Annotated in this window: 20 protein-coding genes and 1 pseudogene; 8 read left to right on the top strand and 13 right to left on the bottom strand. The window is 71.8% G+C overall.

The window, feature by feature from the left end; translation table 11 throughout:
• Positions 1-97: 97 nt before the first annotated feature.
• From ACWDR3_RS24810 to pdxR, 3 genes are all read right to left on the bottom strand, one after another.
• Positions 98-1,015, bottom strand: coding sequence for a hypothetical protein (locus ACWDR3_RS24810; RefSeq protein WP_450354735.1), 918 nt, complete (start codon positions 1,013-1,015; stop codon positions 98-100).
• A complete protein-coding gene (locus ACWDR3_RS24805; RefSeq protein WP_450354734.1) occupies positions 1,012-3,375 on the bottom strand; it encodes a PEP/pyruvate-binding domain-containing protein in 2,364 nt (787 codons plus the stop codon). The genes ACWDR3_RS24810 and ACWDR3_RS24805 overlap by 4 nt, the downstream gene beginning before the upstream one ends.
• 362 nt (positions 3,376-3,737) lie before the next feature.
• The gene (pdxR, locus tag ACWDR3_RS24800) at positions 3,738-5,213 is read right to left on the bottom strand and encodes a MocR-like pyridoxine biosynthesis transcription factor PdxR (RefSeq protein WP_450354733.1); all 1,476 of its coding nucleotides are present in this window, start codon (positions 5,211-5,213) and stop codon (positions 3,738-3,740) included.
• A gap of 46 nt (positions 5,214-5,259) precedes the next feature.
• On the opposite strand from pdxR, the gene ACWDR3_RS24795 reads away from it, so the two are divergent.
• Positions 5,260-5,757: a carboxymuconolactone decarboxylase family protein gene (locus ACWDR3_RS24795; protein ID WP_450354731.1), complete on the top strand. Its 498-nt coding sequence runs from the start codon at positions 5,260-5,262 to the stop codon at positions 5,755-5,757.
• Positions 5,758-5,836: 79 nt separating this feature from the next.
• Here the strand turns inward: ACWDR3_RS24795 and ACWDR3_RS24790 are convergent, their stop codons facing one another.
• From ACWDR3_RS24790 to ACWDR3_RS24775, 4 genes are all read right to left on the bottom strand, one after another.
• Positions 5,837-7,324, bottom strand: coding sequence for a glutamate synthase subunit beta (locus ACWDR3_RS24790; RefSeq protein WP_450354730.1), 1,488 nt, complete (start codon positions 7,322-7,324; stop codon positions 5,837-5,839).
• Between the two features lie 167 nt (positions 7,325-7,491).
• Entirely contained in the window at positions 7,492-7,971 is a 480-nt protein-coding gene (locus tag ACWDR3_RS24785; RefSeq protein WP_450354729.1) for an anthrone oxygenase family protein, read from the bottom strand.
• A gap of 160 nt (positions 7,972-8,131) precedes the next feature.
• Positions 8,132-8,620: a hypothetical protein gene (locus tag ACWDR3_RS24780; RefSeq protein ID WP_450354728.1), complete on the bottom strand. Its 489-nt coding sequence runs from the start codon at positions 8,618-8,620 to the stop codon at positions 8,132-8,134.
• Positions 8,613-9,293, bottom strand: coding sequence for a DUF2293 domain-containing protein (locus tag ACWDR3_RS24775; protein WP_450354727.1), 681 nt, complete (start codon positions 9,291-9,293; stop codon positions 8,613-8,615). The genes ACWDR3_RS24780 and ACWDR3_RS24775 overlap by 8 nt, the downstream gene beginning before the upstream one ends.
• A 102-nt stretch (positions 9,294-9,395) precedes the next feature.
• Here ACWDR3_RS24775 and ACWDR3_RS24770 point away from each other — a divergent pair, with 102 nt between their 5' ends.
• The 3 genes from ACWDR3_RS24770 to ACWDR3_RS24760 all read left to right on the top strand — a co-directional run bounded on the left by ACWDR3_RS24770 (position 9,396) and on the right by ACWDR3_RS24760 (position 11,109).
• Entirely contained in the window at positions 9,396-10,037 is a 642-nt protein-coding gene (locus ACWDR3_RS24770; protein ID WP_450354726.1) for a uridine kinase, read from the top strand.
• A gap of 64 nt (positions 10,038-10,101) precedes the next feature.
• Complete coding sequence (locus tag ACWDR3_RS24765; RefSeq protein ID WP_450354725.1) at positions 10,102-10,497, top strand: PPOX class F420-dependent oxidoreductase; 396 nt, start codon at positions 10,102-10,104, stop codon at positions 10,495-10,497.
• A 183-nt stretch (positions 10,498-10,680) separates the two neighbouring features.
• A complete protein-coding gene (locus tag ACWDR3_RS24760) occupies positions 10,681-11,109 on the top strand; it encodes a CBS domain-containing protein (RefSeq protein WP_450354724.1) in 429 nt (142 codons plus the stop codon).
• A gap of 87 nt (positions 11,110-11,196) precedes the next feature.
• On the opposite strand, the gene ACWDR3_RS24755 is transcribed toward ACWDR3_RS24760, so the two are convergent.
• A complete protein-coding gene (locus tag ACWDR3_RS24755; RefSeq protein WP_450354723.1) occupies positions 11,197-12,324 on the bottom strand; it encodes a magnesium and cobalt transport protein CorA in 1,128 nt (375 codons plus the stop codon).
• A gap of 211 nt (positions 12,325-12,535) precedes the next feature.
• Between ACWDR3_RS24755 and ACWDR3_RS24750 the strand changes: the two genes are divergently transcribed.
• Positions 12,536-13,330, top strand: coding sequence for a methyltransferase domain-containing protein (locus ACWDR3_RS24750; protein ID WP_450354722.1), 795 nt, complete (start codon positions 12,536-12,538; stop codon positions 13,328-13,330).
• Positions 13,331-13,605: 275 nt separating this feature from the next.
• Here the strand turns inward: ACWDR3_RS24750 and ACWDR3_RS24745 are convergent, their stop codons facing one another.
• Both ACWDR3_RS24745 and ACWDR3_RS24740 read right to left on the bottom strand, forming a co-directional pair.
• Positions 13,606-14,541, bottom strand: coding sequence for a carbohydrate kinase family protein (locus ACWDR3_RS24745; RefSeq protein WP_450354721.1), 936 nt, complete (start codon positions 14,539-14,541; stop codon positions 13,606-13,608).
• Positions 14,538-15,446, bottom strand: a complete 909-nt coding sequence (locus ACWDR3_RS24740; RefSeq protein WP_450354772.1) for a pseudouridine-5'-phosphate glycosidase — start codon at positions 15,444-15,446, stop codon at positions 14,538-14,540. Before ACWDR3_RS24740 ends, ACWDR3_RS24745 begins: the two co-directional genes overlap by 4 nt.
• A gap of 99 nt (positions 15,447-15,545) precedes the next feature.
• On the opposite strand from ACWDR3_RS24740, the gene ACWDR3_RS24735 reads away from it, so the two are divergent.
• Positions 15,546-15,974: a VOC family protein gene (locus ACWDR3_RS24735; RefSeq protein WP_450354720.1), complete on the top strand. Its 429-nt coding sequence runs from the start codon at positions 15,546-15,548 to the stop codon at positions 15,972-15,974.
• A gap of 86 nt (positions 15,975-16,060) precedes the next feature.
• Here the strand turns inward: ACWDR3_RS24735 and fdhA are convergent, their stop codons facing one another.
• From fdhA to ACWDR3_RS24720, 3 genes are all read right to left on the bottom strand, one after another.
• Positions 16,061-17,287, bottom strand: coding sequence for a formaldehyde dehydrogenase, glutathione-independent (gene fdhA / locus ACWDR3_RS24730; RefSeq protein ID WP_450354719.1), 1,227 nt, complete (start codon positions 17,285-17,287; stop codon positions 16,061-16,063).
• A gap of 145 nt (positions 17,288-17,432) precedes the next feature.
• The gene (locus tag ACWDR3_RS24725; RefSeq protein WP_450354718.1) at positions 17,433-17,987 is read right to left on the bottom strand and encodes a methylated-DNA--[protein]-cysteine S-methyltransferase; all 555 of its coding nucleotides are present in this window, start codon (positions 17,985-17,987) and stop codon (positions 17,433-17,435) included.
• Positions 17,988-18,069: 82 nt separating this feature from the next.
• Positions 18,070-18,945 carry a glycerophosphodiester phosphodiesterase gene (locus ACWDR3_RS24720; RefSeq protein WP_450354717.1) on the bottom strand — a complete coding sequence of 292 codons (876 nt, stop codon included), beginning with the start codon at positions 18,943-18,945 and terminating at the stop codon, positions 18,070-18,072.
• Positions 18,946-19,224: 279 nt separating this feature from the next.
• Between ACWDR3_RS24720 and ACWDR3_RS24715 the strand changes: the two genes are divergently transcribed.
• Entirely contained in the window at positions 19,225-20,094 is an 870-nt protein-coding gene (locus tag ACWDR3_RS24715) for an MHYT domain-containing protein (protein WP_450354716.1), read from the top strand.
• Between the two features lie 40 nt (positions 20,095-20,134).
• Positions 20,135-20,350: pseudogene (locus ACWDR3_RS24710) on the top strand (DEAD/DEAH box helicase family protein); the annotation flags it as partial.
• Between the last annotated feature and the right edge of the window lie 97 nt (positions 20,351-20,447).

The following is a 20,447-nucleotide window of genomic DNA, read 5'->3' as shown; positions in this document are numbered from 1 at the left end:
GGGACGGGGGCGCTTTGGCATGGTAACCCGAGTGGGTGATGGGTGAGTTGTCCGTGTACGTACGGGTATGCGGGGTGGGGCGAGAGGGGGGTGTGATTCAGTCGTCGTCCGCGTCAGCGTCTCCGATGCCGACCACCGTGAGGTGGGCGCGGTCGAGGGTGGTGTCCTCCAGGCAGCCGCGCAGCCGCATCCGGTCGTGCTCGGTGAGCGCGGGACGCACCACCCCGGCGTACACGCCGTCGCCCAGGTTGCCCAGGGTCGCGTGGTTCAGCGGCACGGACGTGGCGTCCCGGCAGCGCTCCCACACCTGCTGCGCGGCGAGCGTCCGGCGCTCCGCGGTCATGCCGCTGCCGCGCATGTCGACCTGGAGCAGTACGGAGGTCGCCTCGTTGTCGTTCTCGTGCTGCTCCCGGGTCTGGGTGAGGTCGGCGAGCCCGACGACGAGCCCGGCGAGCAGGGCCGCCCCGACGATCGCGACGGCGGCCACGCGCGCGGTGTAGCCCTTGGAACGCCGGCCGCCCAGCGCGGGCCGGTCCTCCAGCTCGCCCGCCGTGGCCGGATCCGGCGCGGTCAGGACGGTGAGCCGTCCCGCGAGCCGCCGCTCCGCCGGACGACCGGTCGCGGACGCGATCCGCTGCACCACCCAGGCGAGCCCGGACAGCAGCACACCGGTGACCATGAGGACGGGCACGAAGACGTACGTCCGGTCGGCGGTGTCCTCCAGCCAGCGGAACCGGGCGCTCTCCCGCTCGACGGGCCCCTGCCGCAGCCGTACCAGCACGTCTTCCTGACGAGTCGTCAACTCCCGCTGCTGCTCGGCGCTTTCCTTGACCCGCTCCTCGATCCGCGCCAGCCGCCCGAGCAACACGATGCCGAGCAGCATCACTTCGACGACCAGCAGCAGGATCCCGCACAGGATGGCCCGCTGCCACTGCCAGCGGTACAGGTACACGACGAGATAGGTCCCGGCCCCGGCGGCGGCGAGGCTCCCGAAGAGGTACGCGATCCGTCTCATCGTCCGTCTCCCGTCCGACCGTCTCCCGACAGCCCGTCCCCTGTCCGTACGTCACCGGTGGTGCCGTCCACGGAGATGCGTGACCCCGGCGGGAAGCGCCGTACCGCATCGGCCGCGCCCACGACCGCGGGCAGTCTGAACTCCCTTGCCAGTACCGCGAGATGGGAGAGCGGGCTGCCGGTCTGCGCGACCAGACCGGCGAGTCGGGGCAGCAGCGGGGCCAGCGCGGGGTCGAGGGTGCGGACGACGAGCACGGCGTCCGGCGGCCTGGGCCCGGTCCCGTCCCAGGCCGTCCCGACGACCCGCCCGCCGGACACGCCCCTGCCGTCACCGGCACCGTCGGTGCGCTCGGCGACCACCGCGCCCTCCGCCAGCCGGAAGGCGTCCGGCAAGGGCGGCGACTCGGCCTGCGGCACGCGCGCGTGGAGATCAGCGGGCAGCGGGTCGCCGTCGAGCGCGGCGACCAGTTCCGGCCAGCGCAGCAGCCCGGCGCGCTCCGGGGTCAGCCCGAGTCGCCGGGCGACCTCTCGGACCAGCCGTACCTGCAGCTCCTGAACCCAACGGACGCGGAGACGGAGGGCTTCGCGGGGCGGGAGGGAGGGGGTGGGGGAGAGGGGGAAGGGAGCGGTGGGGGTGGGAGTAATGGGGGTAGGGGCTGGTGGCGTGGCGGCAGCGGGGATGGGGGGAATGGGCGTGGGGGTTGGGGGAGCGGCGGCCAGCAGGGTCGGTGCGGCCGTCGGCGTCAACTGGGCCGGACGCAGGCCGAGTTCCTCGCCGGTGTCCGACGCGGCGCTCTGAGGCAGCCGCCCCTGTTCCCGAAGGGCCGGCGCGGTGAGGGCGAGGATCGTCGGGGAAGCGGTGGGTGCCTGGTCGTCCGGGATGCCTCTGGCACGGGTTTCCGCGAGGGCGGTCAGCGCGGCGCCCGCCGCGGTGCGGGTCGTCGAGGGATCGGGCTCGTGCAGGAGGGCGCCCGCGAGGGCCTCCTGGGCGTGCAGGGAGACCAGTACCGCACGGGTCCAGCGGAGTTCGGCGGCCAGGTCGGGGGCGGGGAGTCCGGTCGGCGCCGGGATCTGGGCGAGGTGACGGTCGACGTCGGCGACGAGGTCCGCGGCGAGACCGGGGAGCGCGGCCGTGAGGCGGCCCACCCGCCAGGCCGCACCGAGCCGCCGCGCACCCGGCGCCGGGTTGAGCAGCGCGAGCCACCGGTGCTTGGGAGTTGCCGCGCCGAGCAGACGCAGGTCGGCCGCGGCCCACCCGCCGACGGTCGTGACCACCGGTACCGTCCGCAGCAGCCGGCGTGACGCGCTGCCGGTGATGTCGAGCGCGGCGGTCAGCCCGCGGGCCATGGGCGTCACCCACAAGTCCTGCTCCAGCGGCTGGAGTTGCTCCGGCAAGGTCTCGGCGACGGGCCCGGGCCCGAGCAACCGGGCCCCGCGCGGCGGCCGTACGGCCATCGCGGTGATGGGCCGGCTCTGGAACAGCCACAGCCGGTCGGCTCGTTCGCCGGCACGTTCTCCGTTGCTGTTGCTGTTGCTGTTGCTGTTGCTGTTCCTGCTTCCGGCGCCGCCCCCGCCCTCGCCTCCGCCCCCGGCGAACCCGAACTCGATGTCCTGCGGACCCCCGAAGACCTGCCGGGCGCGGCGCGCGAGCCGCGCCAACTGCCGTAGTTCGGCGGGCGTGAGCAGTGCGTCGGCGGTCGGCGGCTCCGTACGCAGCAGGCGCCCCCGCCGGCTCAACCAGTAGTTGGTTCCTGGCTGTTCACCGCTGACCAGAGTGTCCGGCCCGCCGCGCACCGCACTCACCAGCATCCGGTCGGCGCGCCCCTCCACGGGATCGGCGCCGAACATCACCCCGCCCACACGTGCCGCCAGCATCGGCTGCACGAGCACCGCCATGGGCGCGGTGGACCCGTCGGGCCGGTGCGCCGAATCGAGCACGGTCCGCACCGCCGTACGGAATCCAGGCCAGTCGCGTACGTCGAGCACGGAGTCGAACTGGCCCGCCAGGGACGACTCCTGGGTGTCCTCCTGCGGCGACGAGGACCGTACGACCAGGGGCAGGGAACCGGAGTCGGAGATGTCCTGCCAGGCCCGACGCAGGGCGACCGTGTCGCCGTCCGCGCCCTCGGGGATCACGAACCCGGGGAGCACGGGCAGTCCGGCACGCGCCGCACGTGCGAGGTTCGCCGCCTTGGAACCGGCGAGTCGGGGCAACGCGGCGACGGGGTGATCGAGGGGGACGACGGCCGGGCGGTACGCCCCCTGCGCCGCACGCGCCTCGATCGGCTCCAGGGCCACCTCGCCCCGGGGTCCGTCCCCGTCGCGCGAGCCCTCTCCATGACGTTCGTCGAGCGTCGTCATCAACACCCTCCAGGACCGACCGCCAACAGGGGGGACGCGCGGGGGTGGCCCTGCGCCTGACGACGGAACGAAGGATGGGGGCGAACCGGCGGCCGGCCCGACTCCGGGCCCGACGACGACTCGCCTCCTACCCCGATGCTCCCACCGCCGTTGCGTTTCCAGTCGCCCGGAAGCCACCTTCCGGCCCCCCTACGGCGGATTTCGTGATCCCGGAGGAGACCGCGGCCGGGCGGCTCGTCCGCAGGTAGTACACGCGGTCTCCTCCGGAGGTGCGAGCGGCGGGCGTACGGCTTTTCAACCGGCCGTCGGGGAATACCGGGCGGCCCCTCGTCGTGCCCTGCGGCGGGGCGACGGGCGACTCCTCATCCACCGGCCGGGGCCTCCGTCGCCTCCCCCGGCGGCAGCACCCCGCACAGCGCCTCCAGGGCCGCCCCGTACGCGTGCTCGGACGGTGTCGCGTACCCCACGACCAGGCCGTCCCGGGCGGGCATGGCCGTGTCCGGGTGGCGGAAGTCGGCGAGGCCGTCCAGGGCGACGCCCTGCCAGGCGGCGGCCTTGAGGGCGGAGCGTTCCGTGCCGGGAGGCAGCCGCAGCACCGCGTGCAGGCCAGCCGCGACCCCGGTGACCTCGATGTGCGGGGCGTGCGCGGCGAGCGCCGCGACCAGGCGGTCGCGCCGGCTCCGGTACCGCTGCCGCATCCGCCGCACATGACGGTCGTACGACCCCGACGACACGAAGTCGGCCAGGCTCAGCTGGTCGAGGACGCTCGCCCAGGCCTCACGCTCGCCCTTGGCCGCGAGCACGCCCTCGACGTACCGTTCCGGCAGCACCATCCACCCCAGGCGCAGCGCCGGCGACAGGCTCTTGCTGACCGAGCCGAGGAGGATCACCCGCTCCGGGTCGAGCCCCTGGAGCGCCCCGACGGGCTTGCGGTCGTAACGGAACTCACCGTCGTAGTCGTCCTCCAGCACCACCCCACCACGCGCGCGTGCCCAGTCGATCACCGCGGCCCGCCGCTCCGCGTGCAGCGGCCCGCCGGTCGGGAACTGGTGCGCGGGCGTCAGCAGCACCGCCCGCTCCCGTCCCAACTCCTCGACGCACGCGCCGTGTTCATCGATCGACAGCGGTACGGTCCGCACGCCCGCCGCCGCGAGCAGCGCCCGGTGGAAGCCGAGGCCGTACGCCTCCACGGCCAGCGGTCCGCGCAGCACCCCGCCGCCGCCCTGCCCGAACAGCAACCGCAGCCCGTGCGCGAAGCCGGAGCAGATCACGATCCGGTCGGGTGCGGTCCGCACGCCACGCACGCGTGCCAGGTATTCGGTGAGCGCCTCCCGCAGTTCGATCCGCCCGGCCGGGTCACCGGGCCCGAACACCTCGTTCGGCGCCTGCTGAACGGCCCGCCGGTACGACGCCAGCCAGGCCGCGCGCGGGAACGCCGACGCGTCGGGCGTGCCCTGCCGCAGGTCGTGCCGGGGCGCACGCGCGCGTGAAGGTGCCGTCGCCGGGCCGTTCTTGGCGCGTCGCGTCGGTTGCGCCCGCGGTTCGCTCCGGAGCGGCCGGGCTCGCTCGGCGACCCTCGTGCCCGAGCCCTGGCGCGCGGTCAGCCAGCCCTCCGCGACGAGTTCCGCGTACGCGTCCGCCACCGTGTTGCGGGCGACACCGAGGTCCGCGGCGAGCGAGCGGTACGGCGGCAGCCGGGTGCCGGGGGCGAGCCGACCGTCGCGCACGGCCGCGCGCAGGGCGTCGATGAGGGCGGCCCGTCGACCGCCGCTTCCGGACAGCTCCAGGTGCAGATCCGCCCCGATCCGCTCCGCCGAATTGACCCATGATTCCGCCATGGAAATGCACCCTACAGGGGGTCTTTGCGGCTCGTAGATTTGTCACATGACGACGAACACGAACACGAACGCCCAGGTCACCAACATCGCCACCGCACCTCGCATCGACCTCGCGAAGTCCGCCCCGAAGGTCTTCCGCGCCCTCATCGGCTTCGACGCCGCCGCCCGCGAGGGCCTCGACCCGGCTCTGGTCGAGCTCATCCAGATCCGCGCCTCGCACCTCAACCACTGCGCGTACTGCCTCCACATGCACACCAACGACGCCCGCAAGGCCGGCGAGAGCGAGGACCGGCTGCACATGGTCCCCGTCTGGCGCGAGGCCCGGCACTTCTTCACCGAGCGCGAGCAGGCCGCCCTCGCCCTCACGGAGGCGGTGACCCTGGTGGCCGACGGCGGCGTCCCGGACGACGTCTACGCGCAGGCCGCCGCCCACTTCGACGAGCAGGAACTGGCCCACGTGCTCTCCCTGATCCTCACGATCAACACGTGGAACCGGGTGGCGTTGGCGACGGCGAAGGTGGCGGGGACGGATACGCGGCGCTGAGCAGGCCCTGGGCGGGCCGGCCCTGCGGGATTGAGGAGGTGTCCTGGGCGGCCCGGTCTTACGGAGCCGGGGTCCGCCTCTACACCGTCATCGGCCGGTCGTACGGCCCGATCGGCGCCGGCAGTCGCGAACTCCCCGTCAGATGGCGGTCGACGGCCGCCGCCACCGCCCGCCCCTCCGCGATCGCCCACACGATCAGCGACTGCCCGCGCGCCGCGTCCCCGGCGGCGAACACCCCGGGGACGTTCGTCGCGAAGTCGGCGTCCCGCGTGATCGTGCCGCGCGGATCCATCGCAAGGCCCAACTGGTCGACGAGCCCGTCCGCCCGGGCGGGCCCGGAGAAACCGAGGGCGAGCAGCACGAGGTCGGCGGGCAGGGTCCGTCCGCTGTCCGCGACGGGCCGACGCGCCGCGTCGACCTCGACGAGGTGCAGCGACCGCACATGCCCGTCCTCGTCGCCGGTGAAGCGGAGCGTGGACGCCGCGAACAGCCGCGCGTCCGCGTGCGCCGCCGGTGCCGTCCGCAGGTCCCCGGCCTCCTCGTGCGCGGCCGACAGCCGGTAGATCTTCGGATACGTCGGCCAGGGCTCGGCCTCCTCGTCGCGCTCGGCGTCCGGCTGGGCGTAGATGTCCAACTGGCTTACGGACACGGCCCCTTCACGCACCGCGGTGCCCAGACAGTCGGCCCCCGTGTCACCGCCGCCGACGATGACGACGTGCTTCCCGGCGGCCGACATCGGGGAGTCGGCCAAGTCGCCCTCGCACACCCGGTTGGCCAGCGGAAGATACTCCATCGCCTGCTGGACCCCGGCCAACTCCCGCCCCGGAACCGGCAGTTCGCGCCACGCGGTCGCCCCCGTCGCGATCACCACGGCGTCGTACCGCGCCCGCAGCTCCGCCGCCCCCACGTCCCGCCCGACCGCCGTCGACGTGCGGAACTTCGTCCCCTCGGCCCGCATCTGCTCGATCCGCCGTTCCAGATGCCGCTTCTCCATCTTGAACTCCGGGATGCCGTACCGCATCAGCCCGCCGAGCCGGTCGTCCTTCTCGTACACCGCGACCGTGTGCCCGGCCCGGGTCAACTGCTGCGCCGCGGCGAGACCGGTCGGCCCCGACCCGATCACCGCGACCGTCCGCCCCGACAACCGGTCCGGCGGACGCGGTGGCGTGAGCCCCAACTCCCAGGCCTGGTCGGCGATGGCGACCTCGACGTTCTTGATGGTGACCGCGGGCTGGTTGATGGCGAGCACGCACCCCGCCTCGCACGGCGCCGGACACAACCGCCCCGTGAACTCGGGGAAGTTGTTCGTCGCGTGCAGCCGGTCCGCCGCCGCCCGCCAGTCGTCCCGGCTCACCAGGTCGTTCCACTCGGGGATCAGATTGCCCAGCGGACAGGCGTCGTGGCAGAACGGGATGCCGCAGTCCATGCAGCGATCGGCCTGCTTGTCGATGATGGGCAGCAGCGCCCCCGGGACGTACACCTCGTCCCAGTCCCGGACCCGCTCCTCGACCGGCCGACGGGGCCAGTCCCTGCGAGGCGTGGTCATGAATCCCTTGGGATCGGCCATGGCCGTCTTCCTTGCGTCCGCATGCGACAGGCCGTGCGTCATCGGGCGGCACTCTTTCGGCCACGATACGGCCCATCGGCCACCTGCGCAGAGTGGACGGACCACGCTTTCCGCCCCCGCCCCACAGGCTTCTCCCAGCTCCCCGCTCGAAAGCCCTCAGCGCACCCTCAGGTGAGTGCCAGCACGTACGACACCGCCGCGCCGGACGAGGCGATCGTGCGCACGGTGTTCCACATCGTCCACTCGCGCACGTACGTCGGCCAGTACGTGGCCGCCTCCGGGGTGCCCGGCTCCAACTTCAGCAGGGCATCGTTGCGCGGCACGTTCGCCACCATGGTCACCCCGAACGAGCCGAACAGATACAGCGCGCTGCCCACCAGCAGCTCCACCGTCCCCTCGTCCGGCCACACCACGAACGTCACCACCGCGATCACCGCGCACAGCACCGCCGACCCGAGGAACACGAGCATGAACGGCGGCTGCAGCGCGCACACGTTGATCGAGTTCATCGCGGCCACGCCCTGCGCCTTCGGCAACGCGGCCAGCGCCCTCATCACAAACGTGGAGAAACCACAGAAGACCCCGGCGATCAGCCCGGTCCCGAGCACCCCCAGCACCACCAGCACGAAGTACGGTCCATCGATCATCCGAACATCAACTCCCCGTATAGGCCGAGCCCCCGCCCGGCACCACCCGCCACCACCACAAGTGAATCCCGGCACCTCCCCGGAGACCATGCCCAAATGCCTCGCGAACATAAGCGAGCGTCCACCCGGCCTGAGCTGGCTGTGGCCAGCCTGCCCGCGGTCAGTCGGGGCGCGATTTCGCCAACAGGACCACCTGATCGCTCTCAACATCGAACCCGAGAACCGGATGGAGGGGAGCGCCGCCCTCGCCATACATCACCACCGGCTTGCCCAGCCGTCGCCCGATGATGGTGAGGAAGCCGCAGAACACGTCGAGCCGCTCCTGGCCCTGGAGCTCCCGCAGATCAACGTCGAAGTCGATCTCCTCCACCGAGTGGAAGCGGAAGATCGCCAACACGTCAGCGGTCGGCCAGACCCGCAGTTCCGGGCACTCGGCGTCAGCCGGGCGCGACAGCACGGCCTCCGCGCGAGGCACCGGGAGTACTGCCTCGCCCTCGGAGTAGTGACACGTCCAGCCGCTCGCGCCGACCAGATCGAGGACCGCCTGCCAGTCCTCCACCGAGGTCTCGGGAACAAGTACGTCCGGCAGCGCCCCCATCAGGTCAGGGTCGAAGAAGGCCTTGACGTCGTCCCACAGCAGGTCAGCCATCCCGCCACCCCCGCAGCACCCCGTCCACCGTCCCCCCGATCCGTCGTCGCGCCTCATGCCGTGGCACCCCGCTCATCAGCAACTGGTCGTACGGCGTGTCCACGTGCCGTACGGATGCCACGACCGCCGATATCACCGCCACCTCGGACAGTGCCCGCCCCGCCGCGCTCCGGCCCACGCGCCCGCTGCCGCGCGCCGACGCGTGGCCGGCGATCTCCCGTGCCCGTTCCGCCGGGCACCCGGGAAACAGCCGCCGTATCTCCGCCGCGAACGCCTCCGCGAACCGGACGTCCTCAGCCGCCCGGCGCCGCGCGTCCCGTATCCGGCGGCGCCGTCGTGCCTCCGCGTCCGCCAGGCACCGCTCCTCGGCCCGGGCGAGCCCCGCCTCCTCGACCAGGACGCCCTGCCGCTCGTACCGGCTCTTGCGCCGGTTGAACCGCACCACGACCGCCGAAAGACCGCTCTCCTCCCGCGACCGGCGTGTCAGCGCGGTGTCGCCGCGCGGCAGGAACACCAGATGCCCTAGGTCGGCACAGTCCAGACACCTCGGCGTGCCCTCTTCCAGCACCAGCAGCGTCAACGGCCCCGTCCGACACTCCGCGCAGTACCGCCTCCTGAGCGGCTGAATGACGAGAAGTCCGGTGAGGTGCGGGGGAGTTGAGAGGCGCGCCATACGTATGTCATTCCCCCTGACCGGCCTGTGACCCCGCCTTGCGGGTCCGCGCCCCCGACTCCGGCCGCAGGACACCGCACCCCACCCGGCGACTGGCGCATCATGGGCCCTGTGCGACTCGAAGCGATCACCTGGGACCGGCTCGGCGACCTCCTCGCCGAGCGCCTGCTCGACCTGAAGCCGGCCGACGGCAGCCCCTGGCCGCGTATCGCCTTCGACGGCGCCCCGGCGGCCCGGCCGGGAGAACTCACCGAACGCGTGGGCCAGGCGCTGCGCATACACGGCCGCCCCTCGCTGACCGTAGGCACGGAAGGCTTCCTGCGCCCGGCCTCGCTGCGCCTGGAGTACGGCCGCCACGACGTGGAGGCCTACTACGACGGCTGGTTCGACACCGGCGCCCTGTGGCGCGAGGTCTTCGGCCCCCTCGAACCCGGCGGCGACGGACGCGTCCTGCCCGACCTCTGGGACCCGGTCACCGACCGCGCCACCCGCAGCCCCCACGTCCAACTCCCGCCCGGTGGCTTCCTGTTGCTCCACGGCCCCCTCCTGCTGCGCCACTGGTTCCCCTTCGACCTGACTGTCCATGTCCTCCTCACCCCCGGCGCCCTGCGCCGCCGCACCCCCGAAACCGACCACTGGACCCTCCCCGCCTACGAGCGCTACACCGACGAGACCGACCCCGCCACCACCGCCGACGTCCTGGTCCGCGCCGACGACCCACGCCATCCGGCGTGGAACGGTTGAACGGGCGAGTGGTTGATCGGGCGAATCGCTTTTCAATGCACGTGCATGTAATTACTCTGATGCCATGACGATCTCCTTCGACGAACCGGTCCGCGCCCTCCTCGACGGCAAGAACTTCGCCGGTGTCGCCACCCTCGGCCCCGACGGTTCCCCGCAGAACTCCGTGGTCTGGATCAAACGCGAGGGCGACACCGTCCTCTTCTCCTCCACCGACGGGCGTCAGAAGGTGCGCAACCTCCGTCGCGACCCCCGTGTCAGCCTCTCGGTCTTCGACCTCGCCGACCCCTACACCTCGGTCGAGATCCGCGGCACTGCCGAGATCCTCCCGGACCCCGACAAGCGCCTCCCGCACGAGCTCTCGCACAAGTACCTCGGCGTCGACCCGCCCGCCGAGAAGGACGACGAGGTCCGCTTGATCATCCGTGTCGTCCCGAAGAAGATCGTCGGCTTCTCGGTCTGAACGTCGCCTTGCGCCTGCCCGTGCGTCTGCCCGGTCCGCCTGCCCGTGCGCCTGCTCGATCCGGCTCCGCCGTTACCGCCCGGTTCCGGGTGCGTCCGTCCTCTCGCGCGGCGAGAATGTAGGGCGCCGGGACCAGCGGTGCTCCCCGTGCCGCGCCGGCCGCCCGGCATCAGGAGGTACTCCATGACCACCGCCGGAGACATCATGCACCGGGGCGCCCAGTGGATCCCCGCCCACGAGACGCTGGACCGCGCGGCCCAGCTGATGCGCGAGCTGAACGTCGGAGCCCTGCCCATCAGCGACGCGAACGAGCGGCTCTGCGGCATCCTCACCGACCGGGACATCGTCGTCGGCTGTGTGGCCATGGGCCACGACCCGGCCAAGATCACCGCCGGCGAGATGGCCCAGGGCACCCCCCGCTGGATCGACTCGGGCGCCGACGTCGGCGACGTGCTCCAGGAGATGCAGAGCCACCAGATCCGCCGGCTCCCCGTCATCGAGAACAAGCGTCTGGTCGGCATGATCAGCGAGGCCGACCTAGCCCAGCATCTGACGGAGGAGCAGATCGCCTCCTGGGCGGAGAGCGTCTACGCCAGGACCGGTCCCCGCTGACCGGACCGTGGCCGCCCGGCGGGTACCGCTGACGGTGCCCGCCGACCCTCCCCGCCGACCAACCCCACCCCGCGGCGACCGCGTGTGTCAGAGCCAGCCGTTGCGCCGGAAGCCGCGGTACAGCGACAGACACGCGACGGATATCACGCCTATGACCAGGGGATACCCGAACTTCCAGTGCAGCTCCGGCATGTGATCGAAGTTCATGCCGTACACCCCGCAGACCATCGTCGGGACCGCGATCACCGCGGCCCAGGCGGTGATCTTGCGCATGTCCTCGTTCTGCGCGACGGTGACCTGTGCGAGGTGGGCCTGGAGGATCGAGTTGAGCAGTTCGTCGAAGGAGGCGATCTGCTCCTTCGCCCGCATGAGGTGGTCGAAGACGTCCCTGAAGTAGGCCTGTATCTCCGGGTCGACCACGCGGATCGGCCGGGTGGCGAGATCCTCGATCGGCCGGGCGAGCGGCACCACCGCCCGCTTCAGCTCCAGCAGTTCGCGCTTCATCTGGTAGATGCGCCCGGGGTCGGCCCGCGCGCCGTTCTCCGCGAACACGTCCGTCTCGACCTGGTCGATGTCCGCCTGGACCGAGTCCGTGACGCTCAGATAATCGTCGACGACGTGGTCCGCGATCGCGTGCAGCACCGCCGCCGGGCCCTTGGCGAGCTGCTGCGGGCTGGACTCCAACTCCTCGCGCAGCGGGCCCAGCGAACCGTGCCGGCCGTGCCGCACCGTGATCACGAAGTCCTCGCCGACGAAGACCATGATCTCGCCGGTGTCCACCACCTCGCTCGTCGCCGTCAGCTTCTCGTGCTCGACGTAACAGACCGTCTTGAACACCGCGAACAGCGTCTCGCCGTACCGCTCCAACTTCGGGCGCTGATGGGCCTCGACCGCGTCCTCGACGGCCAGCGGGTGCAGGTCGAAGAGCTCGGCGATGCCGGCGAACTCCCGGTCCGTCGGCTCGTGCAGCCCGAGCCACACGAATCCGTCCCGGTGCTTGCGCACCTGCTCCACCGTGTCGACGAGATCGCTGCCGCCGGGCACCCGCTCGCCCTCCCGGTACGTCACGCAGTTCACCACAGAGGAGCCCAGCGGAGACCGGGCATGGTGGCTCAGGTCGACGCGGGGGCGCCGCCGGGCCAGCCGTGCCACCTTGCGGAGGCCGCCGACCCTGCCGAGGCTCGTGACCTTCCGCAGATTCCCTGCCATGGACATTTGGATCTCCTTGCGTGGATCTCCCCGGATCTGACGCACGGAACGACGGCCCGTGCCGCGTTCCTGCGCCTTGGTCGGCCAGTTTGCCAGGTCGGCGTGAGCCGCGGGTAAGCCTGTGGGAACAGAATGTTCCGCTTTGTTCCCGCCTGTGGACGAAGGGTCGGCCGCGTCGTCCCCATCCGCCGAGCCGGGCAACTGGGATGATCGCGGCATGACGCGAACCGAGGGCTATCTCCTCACCAACCGGCAGTCCGAGGCCCAGGAGCGCTTCGACGCCTTCGCCACCCTCTTCGACCCCACGACCTTCCGCCACCTCGACCGGTTCGGCATCGGACCCGGCTGGCGCTGCTGGGAGGTCGGCGCCGGCGGCACCTCCGTGGTGTCCTGGCTGGCGAAGAAGGTCGGCCCCACCGGCAAGGTCGTCGCGACCGACATCGACACCTCCCGACTGACCCCGGCCGCCCGCCCGCCGGTGGCGGTCCGCGTCCACGACGTCGCCGCCGAGGAACCCCCGGGCGAGGGCTTCGACCTGGTCCACGCCCGGCTCGTCCTGGTCCATGTGCCGGACCGGGAACGGGCGTTGCACTCGATGATCAAGTCCCTGCGCCCCGGCGGACACCTCCTGATCGAGGACGCCGACCCTGCCCTGCAGCCCTTGACCAGCCCCGACGAACACGGCCCCGAAGAGCAGCTCGCCAACCGGCTGCGACAGGGCTTCCGCGAACTCCTCGCCGAGCGGGGCGCCGACCTCTCCTACGGCCGCACACTCCCGCGGCTGCTCCGCGAGGCCGGACTGCGCCGCGTCGAGGCCGACGCCTACTTCCCGGTCACCTCACCCGCCTGCACGGCCCTGGAATCGGCGACCATCCGCCAGATCCGCGAGCAACTCGTCACCGCCGGCATCGCGACCGACGAGGACATCGACCGCCACCTGGCCAACATCGCGACCGGCGACATGGACCTGGCCACGGCACCGATGATCTCGGCGTGGGGGCGCAAGGCGTAGGGAGGGGAGTGGAGTGGGGGGAGGAGTGGGGAGTTGGGCGGTCGGGGGGCCCGCCCGCACCCTCACCGCCCGGACCCCGCTGGTCTTGGCCGCGCTGCCTCGGCTCCGCCAGTCTCGGCCTAGCCGCCTAGCCGCCTAGCCGCCTAGCCGCCTAGCCGCCTAGCCGCCTAGGCCCTGCCAGCCCGCACCTGGCTGCCGCAGCCTCGTCACTGGCTGCCGCAGCCCGCCAGCCCTCACCTCGTCGTCGAAGCCCCGCCGGCCCTCACCCCACCCGCTTACCCTCGCCCACCCTCACCCTCGCCCCGCCCCGGCGGTCGCCCGCCCACCCGCTCGACCGCCAGCGCCCCCGCCCGGCACCCCTCGCGTGCCGCGGCCTCGGGCTCGGCGCCCGTGAGCAGCGCGGCGAGGAACGCGCCGGTGAAGGCGTCTCCGGCTCCCGTGGTGTCCCGGGGCATGGCCGGCGTCGCGGGGACCTGGGCGCGCACCGCTCCGGAGCGGGCGACCAGCGCGCCCTCCGCGCCCTGTTTGGTGATCACCAGCGGGGCGTACCGGCTCAGTTTCGCCGCCGCGTCGGCCGGGTCGGGCAGCCCGGTGAGCAGACAGGCCTCGTCCCGGCTGGGCAGCAGGACGTCCACCCCGGCGACGAGTTCCAGGAAGCGGTCGACGCCCAGCTCGGTGAGGAAACCCGCCGACGCCGGGTCCAGGCTCACCGGCACACCACGCGCGCGTGCCGACTCCAGGGCCACCGCGACCAGCGCGCGGCTCGGCTCGGAGAACAACAGGTAGCCGGACAGGTGCAGTCGGGCCACGCCGTCGAGCAGCGCGTCCGACCAGTCGCCGGGATCGAAGCGCAGGGCGGCGCCGCTGTCGGTGAGGAACGTCCGCTCGGCCGAAGCACCCGTGTCCACCAGGCAGATCACTGTCCCGGTCGGCGCCTCCTCGTCGACGACGAGCAGCGGCCGTACCCCGCACGCGGTCAGCTCTCGCTCATGCCAGGCGGCCGCGTCCGTGCCCACCCGCCCGAGCAGCCGCACCTCGGGGCAGCCCCAATGCGCCGCCCAGCAGGCCACGTTGGCGCCCGCGCCGCCCGGCACCGTCCGGATCGCGGCCGCCGTGTCCGTCCCCGCGGCGAGTGGCCCCCGGTGCCGGGCGACGACGTCCGTGATGACGTCCCCGACCACCAGCAGCGTCCCGCCGGGTGCCGTGGTCACGCCGCGGCCCGGGCCGCCGCGATCCGCGCCGCCAGCCGTACGTTGCCGCGCACCGCAGCCAGGTTCGCGGTCAGCGAGGCCCCGTCGGTGTGCTCGACCAGGTAGCCGAGCAGGAACGGTGTGACGGCCTGGCCGGTGATGCCCTCCGCCTCGCACGCGTGCAGCGCGTCGGCGAGCACACGCGCGTGCAGTTCGGGATCGAGCTGCTCCTCCTCGGGCACGGGGTTGGCGACGATCAGTGCCGACGCGGGCCCGTCCAGCGCATCCTGCGCTCGCATGACCGCCGCGACCTGCTCCGGGCTGTCCAGCGTCCAGTCCACCGGATGCCCCGAGTCCGACAGATAGAAGCCGGGAAAGCGGTCCGTGCCGTACCCGGCCACCGCCACGCCCAGCGTCTCCAGCCGTTGCAGGGTCGCCGGCACGTCCAGGATCGACTTCACACCGGCGCACACCACCGTGATCCGCGTCCGCGCGAGCAGCCCCAGGTCGGCCGACTCGTCCTGCGTCACCGTCCACTCCCGGTGCACACCGCCGAGACCGCCCGTCGCGAACACCCGCACACCCGCGAGGGCCGCCAGCAACGCCGTCGCCGACACGGTGGTCGCACCGCTCGCCCCGGACGCCACCGCGAGCGGCAGGTCCCGATGGCCCAGCTTGCGGATCCCGTCCTCGTTCGCGACCCGCTCCAACTGCTCCTTGTCGAGCCCTACTCGGGGCTGCCCGTCGAGCACCGCGATCGTCGCGGGAACGGCACCCTCCCGCCGTACGACGTCCTCGAGTTCCAGCGCCACCTGCAGATTGCGCGGGCGCGGCAGCCCGTGCGCGATGATCGTGGACTCCAGGGCCACCACGGGTCGACGCGCGTCGATCGCCTCCCGCACTTCTTCGGACACCACCAGCACCACGCGCCTCACTCCTGTCATCGGGTCTTCCCTCATCTCTGGCAAGCGACAGAGCCGGTCAAACACTTGCGGCCTGTGGGGGAGGACACCAGCCTGAGGGGCATGACGGACAACACGACACGTCTCGACCACGTCGTCCTGTGGGTGACCGACCCGGTCGCCTCGGCCGACTTCTACGACAAGGCGGTCGGCCTGCGCCCCGTACGGCTCGCCGAGTTCACGGAGGGCAGCATCCCGTTCCCCTCCGTACGGCTCAACGACGAGACCATCATCGACCTCATGCCGCACTCCATGGCGGAGCGCATGAAGATGCTCCCCGGCGCCGCCGACAGCTCGGGCCACCCGGTCAACCACGTCTGCCTGGCCCTGCCCGCCGAGCACTTCGACACCCTCCGCAACCGCCTGGAGGAACGCGCCGTCCCCGTCTCGAAGATCTCCTACGACTCCTTCGGCGCCCGCGGCAGCGCCACCCGCAGCTTCTACTTCCGCGACCCGGACGGGAACGTCTTCGAAGCCCGGCACTACGACTAGCTGCGGCCCCGAAGAGCGGCAGACGGCGGCACGGAAAAGGGTGCCCACGCGCGCGTGGCGTGTGGGCACCCTCCGTGTTCACAGGCTCAGACGGGTCGTACGCCCCTCAGCGCCCCGTGTGGATCGAGCACGTACTTGCGGCTGGCGCCCTGGTCGAACTCGGCGTAGCCGCGCGGCGCGTCGTCCAGGCCGACGACGGTCGCGTTGACCGCCTTGGCGATGTGCACGCGCCCGTGCCGGATCGCCTGCATCAGGCCACGGTGGTACTTCATCACCGGGCACTGACCGGTGGTGAACCGGTGGCTCTTGGCCCAGCCCAGGCCGAGCCGCACCTTCAGCGTCCCGGACTTGGCGTCCTCGTCGACTCCACCGGGGTCGTCGGTGACGTACAGCCCGGGGATGCCCAGCGCCCCGCCCGCGCGCGTGATGCCCATCAGCGAGTTCAGCACGGTCGCCGGCGCCTCCGGGGCGTCCGGACCGTGCGCCCGGGCCTCGAAGCCGACCGCGTCGACCGCGGCGTCCACCTCGGGCTCCCCGAGGATCTGCGCGATCTGTTCCTCGATGTTGCCCTGCGCGACGTCGACGGTCTCACAGCCGAAACTCCGCGCCTGGGCGAGGCGTTCGGCGTTGAGGTCGCCCACGATGACGACGGCGGCGCCCAGGAGCTGCGCCGACGCGGCCGCCGCCAGACCCACCGGCCCGGCCCCGGCGACGTACACCGTCGAGCCCACACCGGCGCCCGAGGACACCACACCGTGGAAGCCGGTCGGGAAGATGTCCGACAGCATGGTGAGGTCGAGCAGCTTCTCGCGCGCCTCGTCCCGGTCGGGGAACCTCAGCAGGTTGAAGTCCGCGTACGGGACCATGGCGTACTCGGCCTGGCCGCCGACCCATCCGCCCATGTCGACATAGCCGTAAGCCGCCCCGGGACGGGCCGGGTTGACGTTCAGGCAGATGCCGGTCTGGCCCTCCTTGCAGTTGCGGCAGCGGCCGCAGGCGATGTTGAACGGTACGGAGACGATGTCGCCGACATCGATGAACTCGACGTCAGGGCCCCGTTCGACGACCTCTCCGGTGATCTCGTGTCCGAGGACCAGCCCTTCGGGCGCGGTCGTCCGCCCGCGCACCATGTGCTGGTCGCTTCCGCAGATGTTGCTGGCGAGCACCTTGAGGATCACACCGTGCCGGCATTTGCGGCCGACGTTGGCCGGTGCGACCCCGGGCCCGTCCTGGAGTTCAAGCGTCGGGTAGTCGATGGTCCTGACTTCCACCGCGCCCGGCTTGAGATATGCGACTGCCCTGTTTCCGCTCATGCGTGATCGCCGTCCCTTCGGCTCCGATTTGCGGATGCCTGTGGCTGTACGCACGGCGGAGTCTGCTACCGCCCCTGGCTTCCGGCCACCCTTCGCGCGACCCGTCTCACCGTCGTCTCGAAACAGCGGTTCCGGAGCAGAGATCTCAGAACAGCGGCTCGGGCAGGACGCCCTCCAGCGCCAGCAGTTGACGCTTCGTCTCCAGGCCGCCCCCGAAGCCCCCGATGCCGCCGTCGCTCTCCACGACCCGATGGCAGGGCACCACGATCGGCAGCGGGTTGGAGCCCATCGCCGTCCCCACCGCCTGGGCCGCGCCCGGCTGCCCCACCCGCCGGGCCAGGTCCCCGTAGCCGACGACATGGCCGAACTTGACGCCGGACGCCAGCTCGCGCAGCACCTGACGGTTGAAGCCGGAGATCAGCGACCAGTCCAGCGGCAGTTCGAAGTCGTGCCGCTCGCCCGCGAAGTACGCCTCGAACTGCGCTATCGCCTCGGCCAGCAGCGGGGATTCGGGGTCCTCGACGGGCTCGCTGCCGAGCCGTGACGCGAGTCGGCCGAGGGTCTGGTCCCGCACCGCGTCCGTGGCGTGGAAGACCACGTTGACCAGGCCCTCCCGGGTCGCGGCCAGCAGCAGCGGACCGATCCCGGAGTCGACCACCGCCCACACGACCTGCTGCTCGTACTGCCCATGGCTGTCCATGCGCCCACCGTACGACCCGCCACTGACAACGCCCGGGGAACGGGCGCCAGGCTGCCGTCGGCTCCCAGAGGCCGGACCGGATTCACCGCTCGCGCAGCGCCTCCCGGACCACGTCGGGCCTGTTGCTGATGATGCCGTCGACGCCGTAGCGGGTCACTCTCAGGGCGGTCGCCGCGTCGTCGACGGTCCAGGCGAGGACCGCGAGCGGTCTGCCGTGCGGGCCGGTGAGGGCGTGTGCGGCGGAGACGTACCCGGTCGAGATCGAGGCGTACGAGGGGTTGATCCCGTCGGTGAAGGCCGCGTACCCGGGGAGGTCTGCCGCCGGCGGTGTCCCGAGGAGGGCAGTGGTGACGCCGGGCGCGAGGTCGTGGACGATCCGGATGCTGTCCGCGCTGAAGCTCTGCACGATCAGCCGGCTGTCCGGATACGGCCGATCCAGCCAGCCCTCGTCGCCGAGAAGCTTCAGGATCTGCTGCTCGATGCCGGGGTACAGCTCCGGATTCTTGATCTCCAACAGCAGGTTCTGGCCGTTGTCCGCGACCCGGCGCATGTACTGATCGAGGGTGGGCACGCGCACCCCTGCGAAACGGGAGGCGAACCAGCTTCCCGCGTCCAGGCGGGCGATCTCCGCCGCGGTGAAGTCCTTCACCTTCCACGGAGCACGGCCGGGGAAGACCTCCTCCACGTCGGTCGTGCGCCGCAGGCCGTCGTCGTGGATCACGACGAGTTCGCCGTCCTTGGTGCGCTGGACGTCGTTCTCGACCCAGTCGACGCCCAGCCCGGCCGCGGCGTCGACAGCGGCCAGGGTGTTCTCAGGAGCCAGGGTGGAAGCACCCCGGTGGGCGACGACGGAGGGCGGCTCGACGACGTCGCGCGCCCGGGCGTCGGAGGTGGGAAGCGGCAGGGCGACGGTCCCCAGGAGCGCGGCGGTGAGGGCGGCGACTACGCGCGCGTACATGCGTGCTCCTCGCGTCGAGAGATCACGGACAGATCAACTGTGACAGCAGAGGGTGATGATCGGCACGGTGCACAATGACCACACATTGAATGGAGTTGTCCAAGCCCGCTCACCAGGGCCGCACAACTGGGGCAACAGCGTGTTTCTTTGCCGGAAAATCGTTCGACCATTCCGGCGGGGGTCATACTCTCTGCGTCAACCCTGGCCGCTCGGGCGGTCCTGGGAGGGGGCGCATTTCGGGGATTCAGCGACACAAGAGGGCGGGAAGGACAGCCGCGCATGCAAGGCACGGTCGACGGATTCAGGTACGGACTCGTCACACCGCTGGTGGCCTATCTCATGGCCTGCCTGGGCGGGGCTCTGGGCCTTCGCTGCACCACCAGATCCATGATCGTCGCGGGTTCCTGGCGCCCCGGCTGGCTCGCCCTCGGCTCGGCGGCCATCGGCTCCGGCATATGGACCATGCACTTCGTCGCCATGATGGGCTTCACGGTCGAACAGGCGCCGATCCACTACGACAAGCCGATGACGTTCGCCAGCCTCGCCGTCGCCGTCGTCATGGTGGGCGTCGGGATTTTCATAGTCGGCTACAAGGGCGCGTCCGGAGCGGCCCTGTTCACCGGGGGCACCATCACCGGTCTGGGCATCGCCTCCATGCACTACCTGGGCATGGCCGGCATGCGCCTGGACGGAACCCTCCAGTACAACACCCTCACCGTCGCCGCCTCCGTCGTCGTCGCGATGGCCGCCGCCACCGCCGCGCTCTGGGCGGCCGGACAGGTCAAGGGCATCCTGTGGAGCGTGGGCGCCAGTCTCGTCATGGGGCTCGCCGTCACCGGCATGCACTACATGGGCATGGCCGCCCTCAGCGTCCACCTGCACACCACGAGCGACCCCACCACCGGCGACTCGACCACGGGCCTGCTCGCCCTCATGCTCGTCGGCCCGCTGGCCTTCCTGCTGCTCGCCGGCGTGGTCGTGCTCTTCGACCCGCTGATGGTCGCGAAACCCGCCTGGACCCCCGTCGAACACAAGCCGGGCGTCCCCGCCCACCCCCACCCCGACATCCACCACCCGGGCCGCCACTCGTCGCCGCGCATCCGCCGCCACGTCGGCGAGCGCGGCTCACGGACCCCGCAGAACCGCTGATCCGACCGCGTTGTCAGTGGCGGGTCGTACGGTTGGTGTCATGCGGCCCGTTTCCAACATCGAACGCACGGTGGCGCCCTTCGAGGTCGTCAGCTCCTACCAGCCCAGCGGCGACCAGCCGGCGGCCATCGCCGAGCTGGCCAAGCGCGTGGAGGCCGGCGAGAGGGACGTCGTCCTGCTCGGCGCGACCGGCACCGGCAAGTCCGCCACCACCGCGTGGATGATCGAGCAGCTCCAGCGCCCCACCCTCGTCATGGTGGCACCCTGCGCGTGATCGTCGTGTCGCCGGGCTTCTGTGTGCTGACGGACAGCAAGACGTACCGCTTCACCAAGAGCTGACCCGCTCGCTTTCC

This window comes from Streptomyces sp. NPDC001002 (assembly GCF_053599215.1).
Note: the sequence above shows the minus strand (reverse complement) of the source record. Positions and strands in the feature narration are given on the sequence as shown.

Bases quoted from the DNA above. Each gene is read 5' to 3' on its own strand.
- ACWDR3_RS24810 (WP_450354735.1), bottom strand. From the start codon at position 1,015: ATGAGACGGATCGCGTACCTCTTCGGGAGCCTCGCCGCCGCCGGGGCC.
- ACWDR3_RS24805 (WP_450354734.1), bottom strand. From the start codon at position 3,375: ATGACGACGCTCGACGAACGTCATGGAGAGGGCTCGCGCGACGGGGAC.
- pdxR (WP_450354733.1), bottom strand. From the start codon at position 5,213: ATGGCGGAATCATGGGTCAATTCGGCGGAGCGGATCGGGGCGGATCTG.
- ACWDR3_RS24795 (WP_450354731.1), top strand. From the start codon at position 5,260: ATGACGACGAACACGAACACGAACGCCCAGGTCACCAACATCGCCACC.
- ACWDR3_RS24790 (WP_450354730.1), bottom strand. From the start codon at position 7,324: ATGGCCGATCCCAAGGGATTCATGACCACGCCTCGCAGGGACTGGCCC.
- ACWDR3_RS24785 (WP_450354729.1), bottom strand. From the start codon at position 7,971: ATGATCGATGGACCGTACTTCGTGCTGGTGGTGCTGGGGGTGCTCGGG.
- ACWDR3_RS24780 (WP_450354728.1), bottom strand. From the start codon at position 8,620: ATGGCTGACCTGCTGTGGGACGACGTCAAGGCCTTCTTCGACCCTGAC.
- ACWDR3_RS24775 (WP_450354727.1), bottom strand. From the start codon at position 9,293: ATGGCGCGCCTCTCAACTCCCCCGCACCTCACCGGACTTCTCGTCATT.
- ACWDR3_RS24770 (WP_450354726.1), top strand. From the start codon at position 9,396: ATGGGCCCTGTGCGACTCGAAGCGATCACCTGGGACCGGCTCGGCGAC.
- ACWDR3_RS24765 (WP_450354725.1), top strand. From the start codon at position 10,102: ATGACGATCTCCTTCGACGAACCGGTCCGCGCCCTCCTCGACGGCAAG.
- ACWDR3_RS24760 (WP_450354724.1), top strand. From the start codon at position 10,681: ATGACCACCGCCGGAGACATCATGCACCGGGGCGCCCAGTGGATCCCC.
- ACWDR3_RS24755 (WP_450354723.1), bottom strand. From the start codon at position 12,324: ATGTCCATGGCAGGGAATCTGCGGAAGGTCACGAGCCTCGGCAGGGTC.
- ACWDR3_RS24750 (WP_450354722.1), top strand. From the start codon at position 12,536: ATGACGCGAACCGAGGGCTATCTCCTCACCAACCGGCAGTCCGAGGCC.
- ACWDR3_RS24735 (WP_450354720.1), top strand. From the start codon at position 15,546: ATGACGGACAACACGACACGTCTCGACCACGTCGTCCTGTGGGTGACC.
- fdhA (WP_450354719.1), bottom strand. From the start codon at position 17,287: ATGAGCGGAAACAGGGCAGTCGCATATCTCAAGCCGGGCGCGGTGGAA.
- ACWDR3_RS24725 (WP_450354718.1), bottom strand. From the start codon at position 17,987: ATGGACAGCCATGGGCAGTACGAGCAGCAGGTCGTGTGGGCGGTGGTC.
- ACWDR3_RS24720 (WP_450354717.1), bottom strand. From the start codon at position 18,945: ATGTACGCGCGCGTAGTCGCCGCCCTCACCGCCGCGCTCCTGGGGACC.
- ACWDR3_RS24715 (WP_450354716.1), top strand. From the start codon at position 19,225: ATGCAAGGCACGGTCGACGGATTCAGGTACGGACTCGTCACACCGCTG.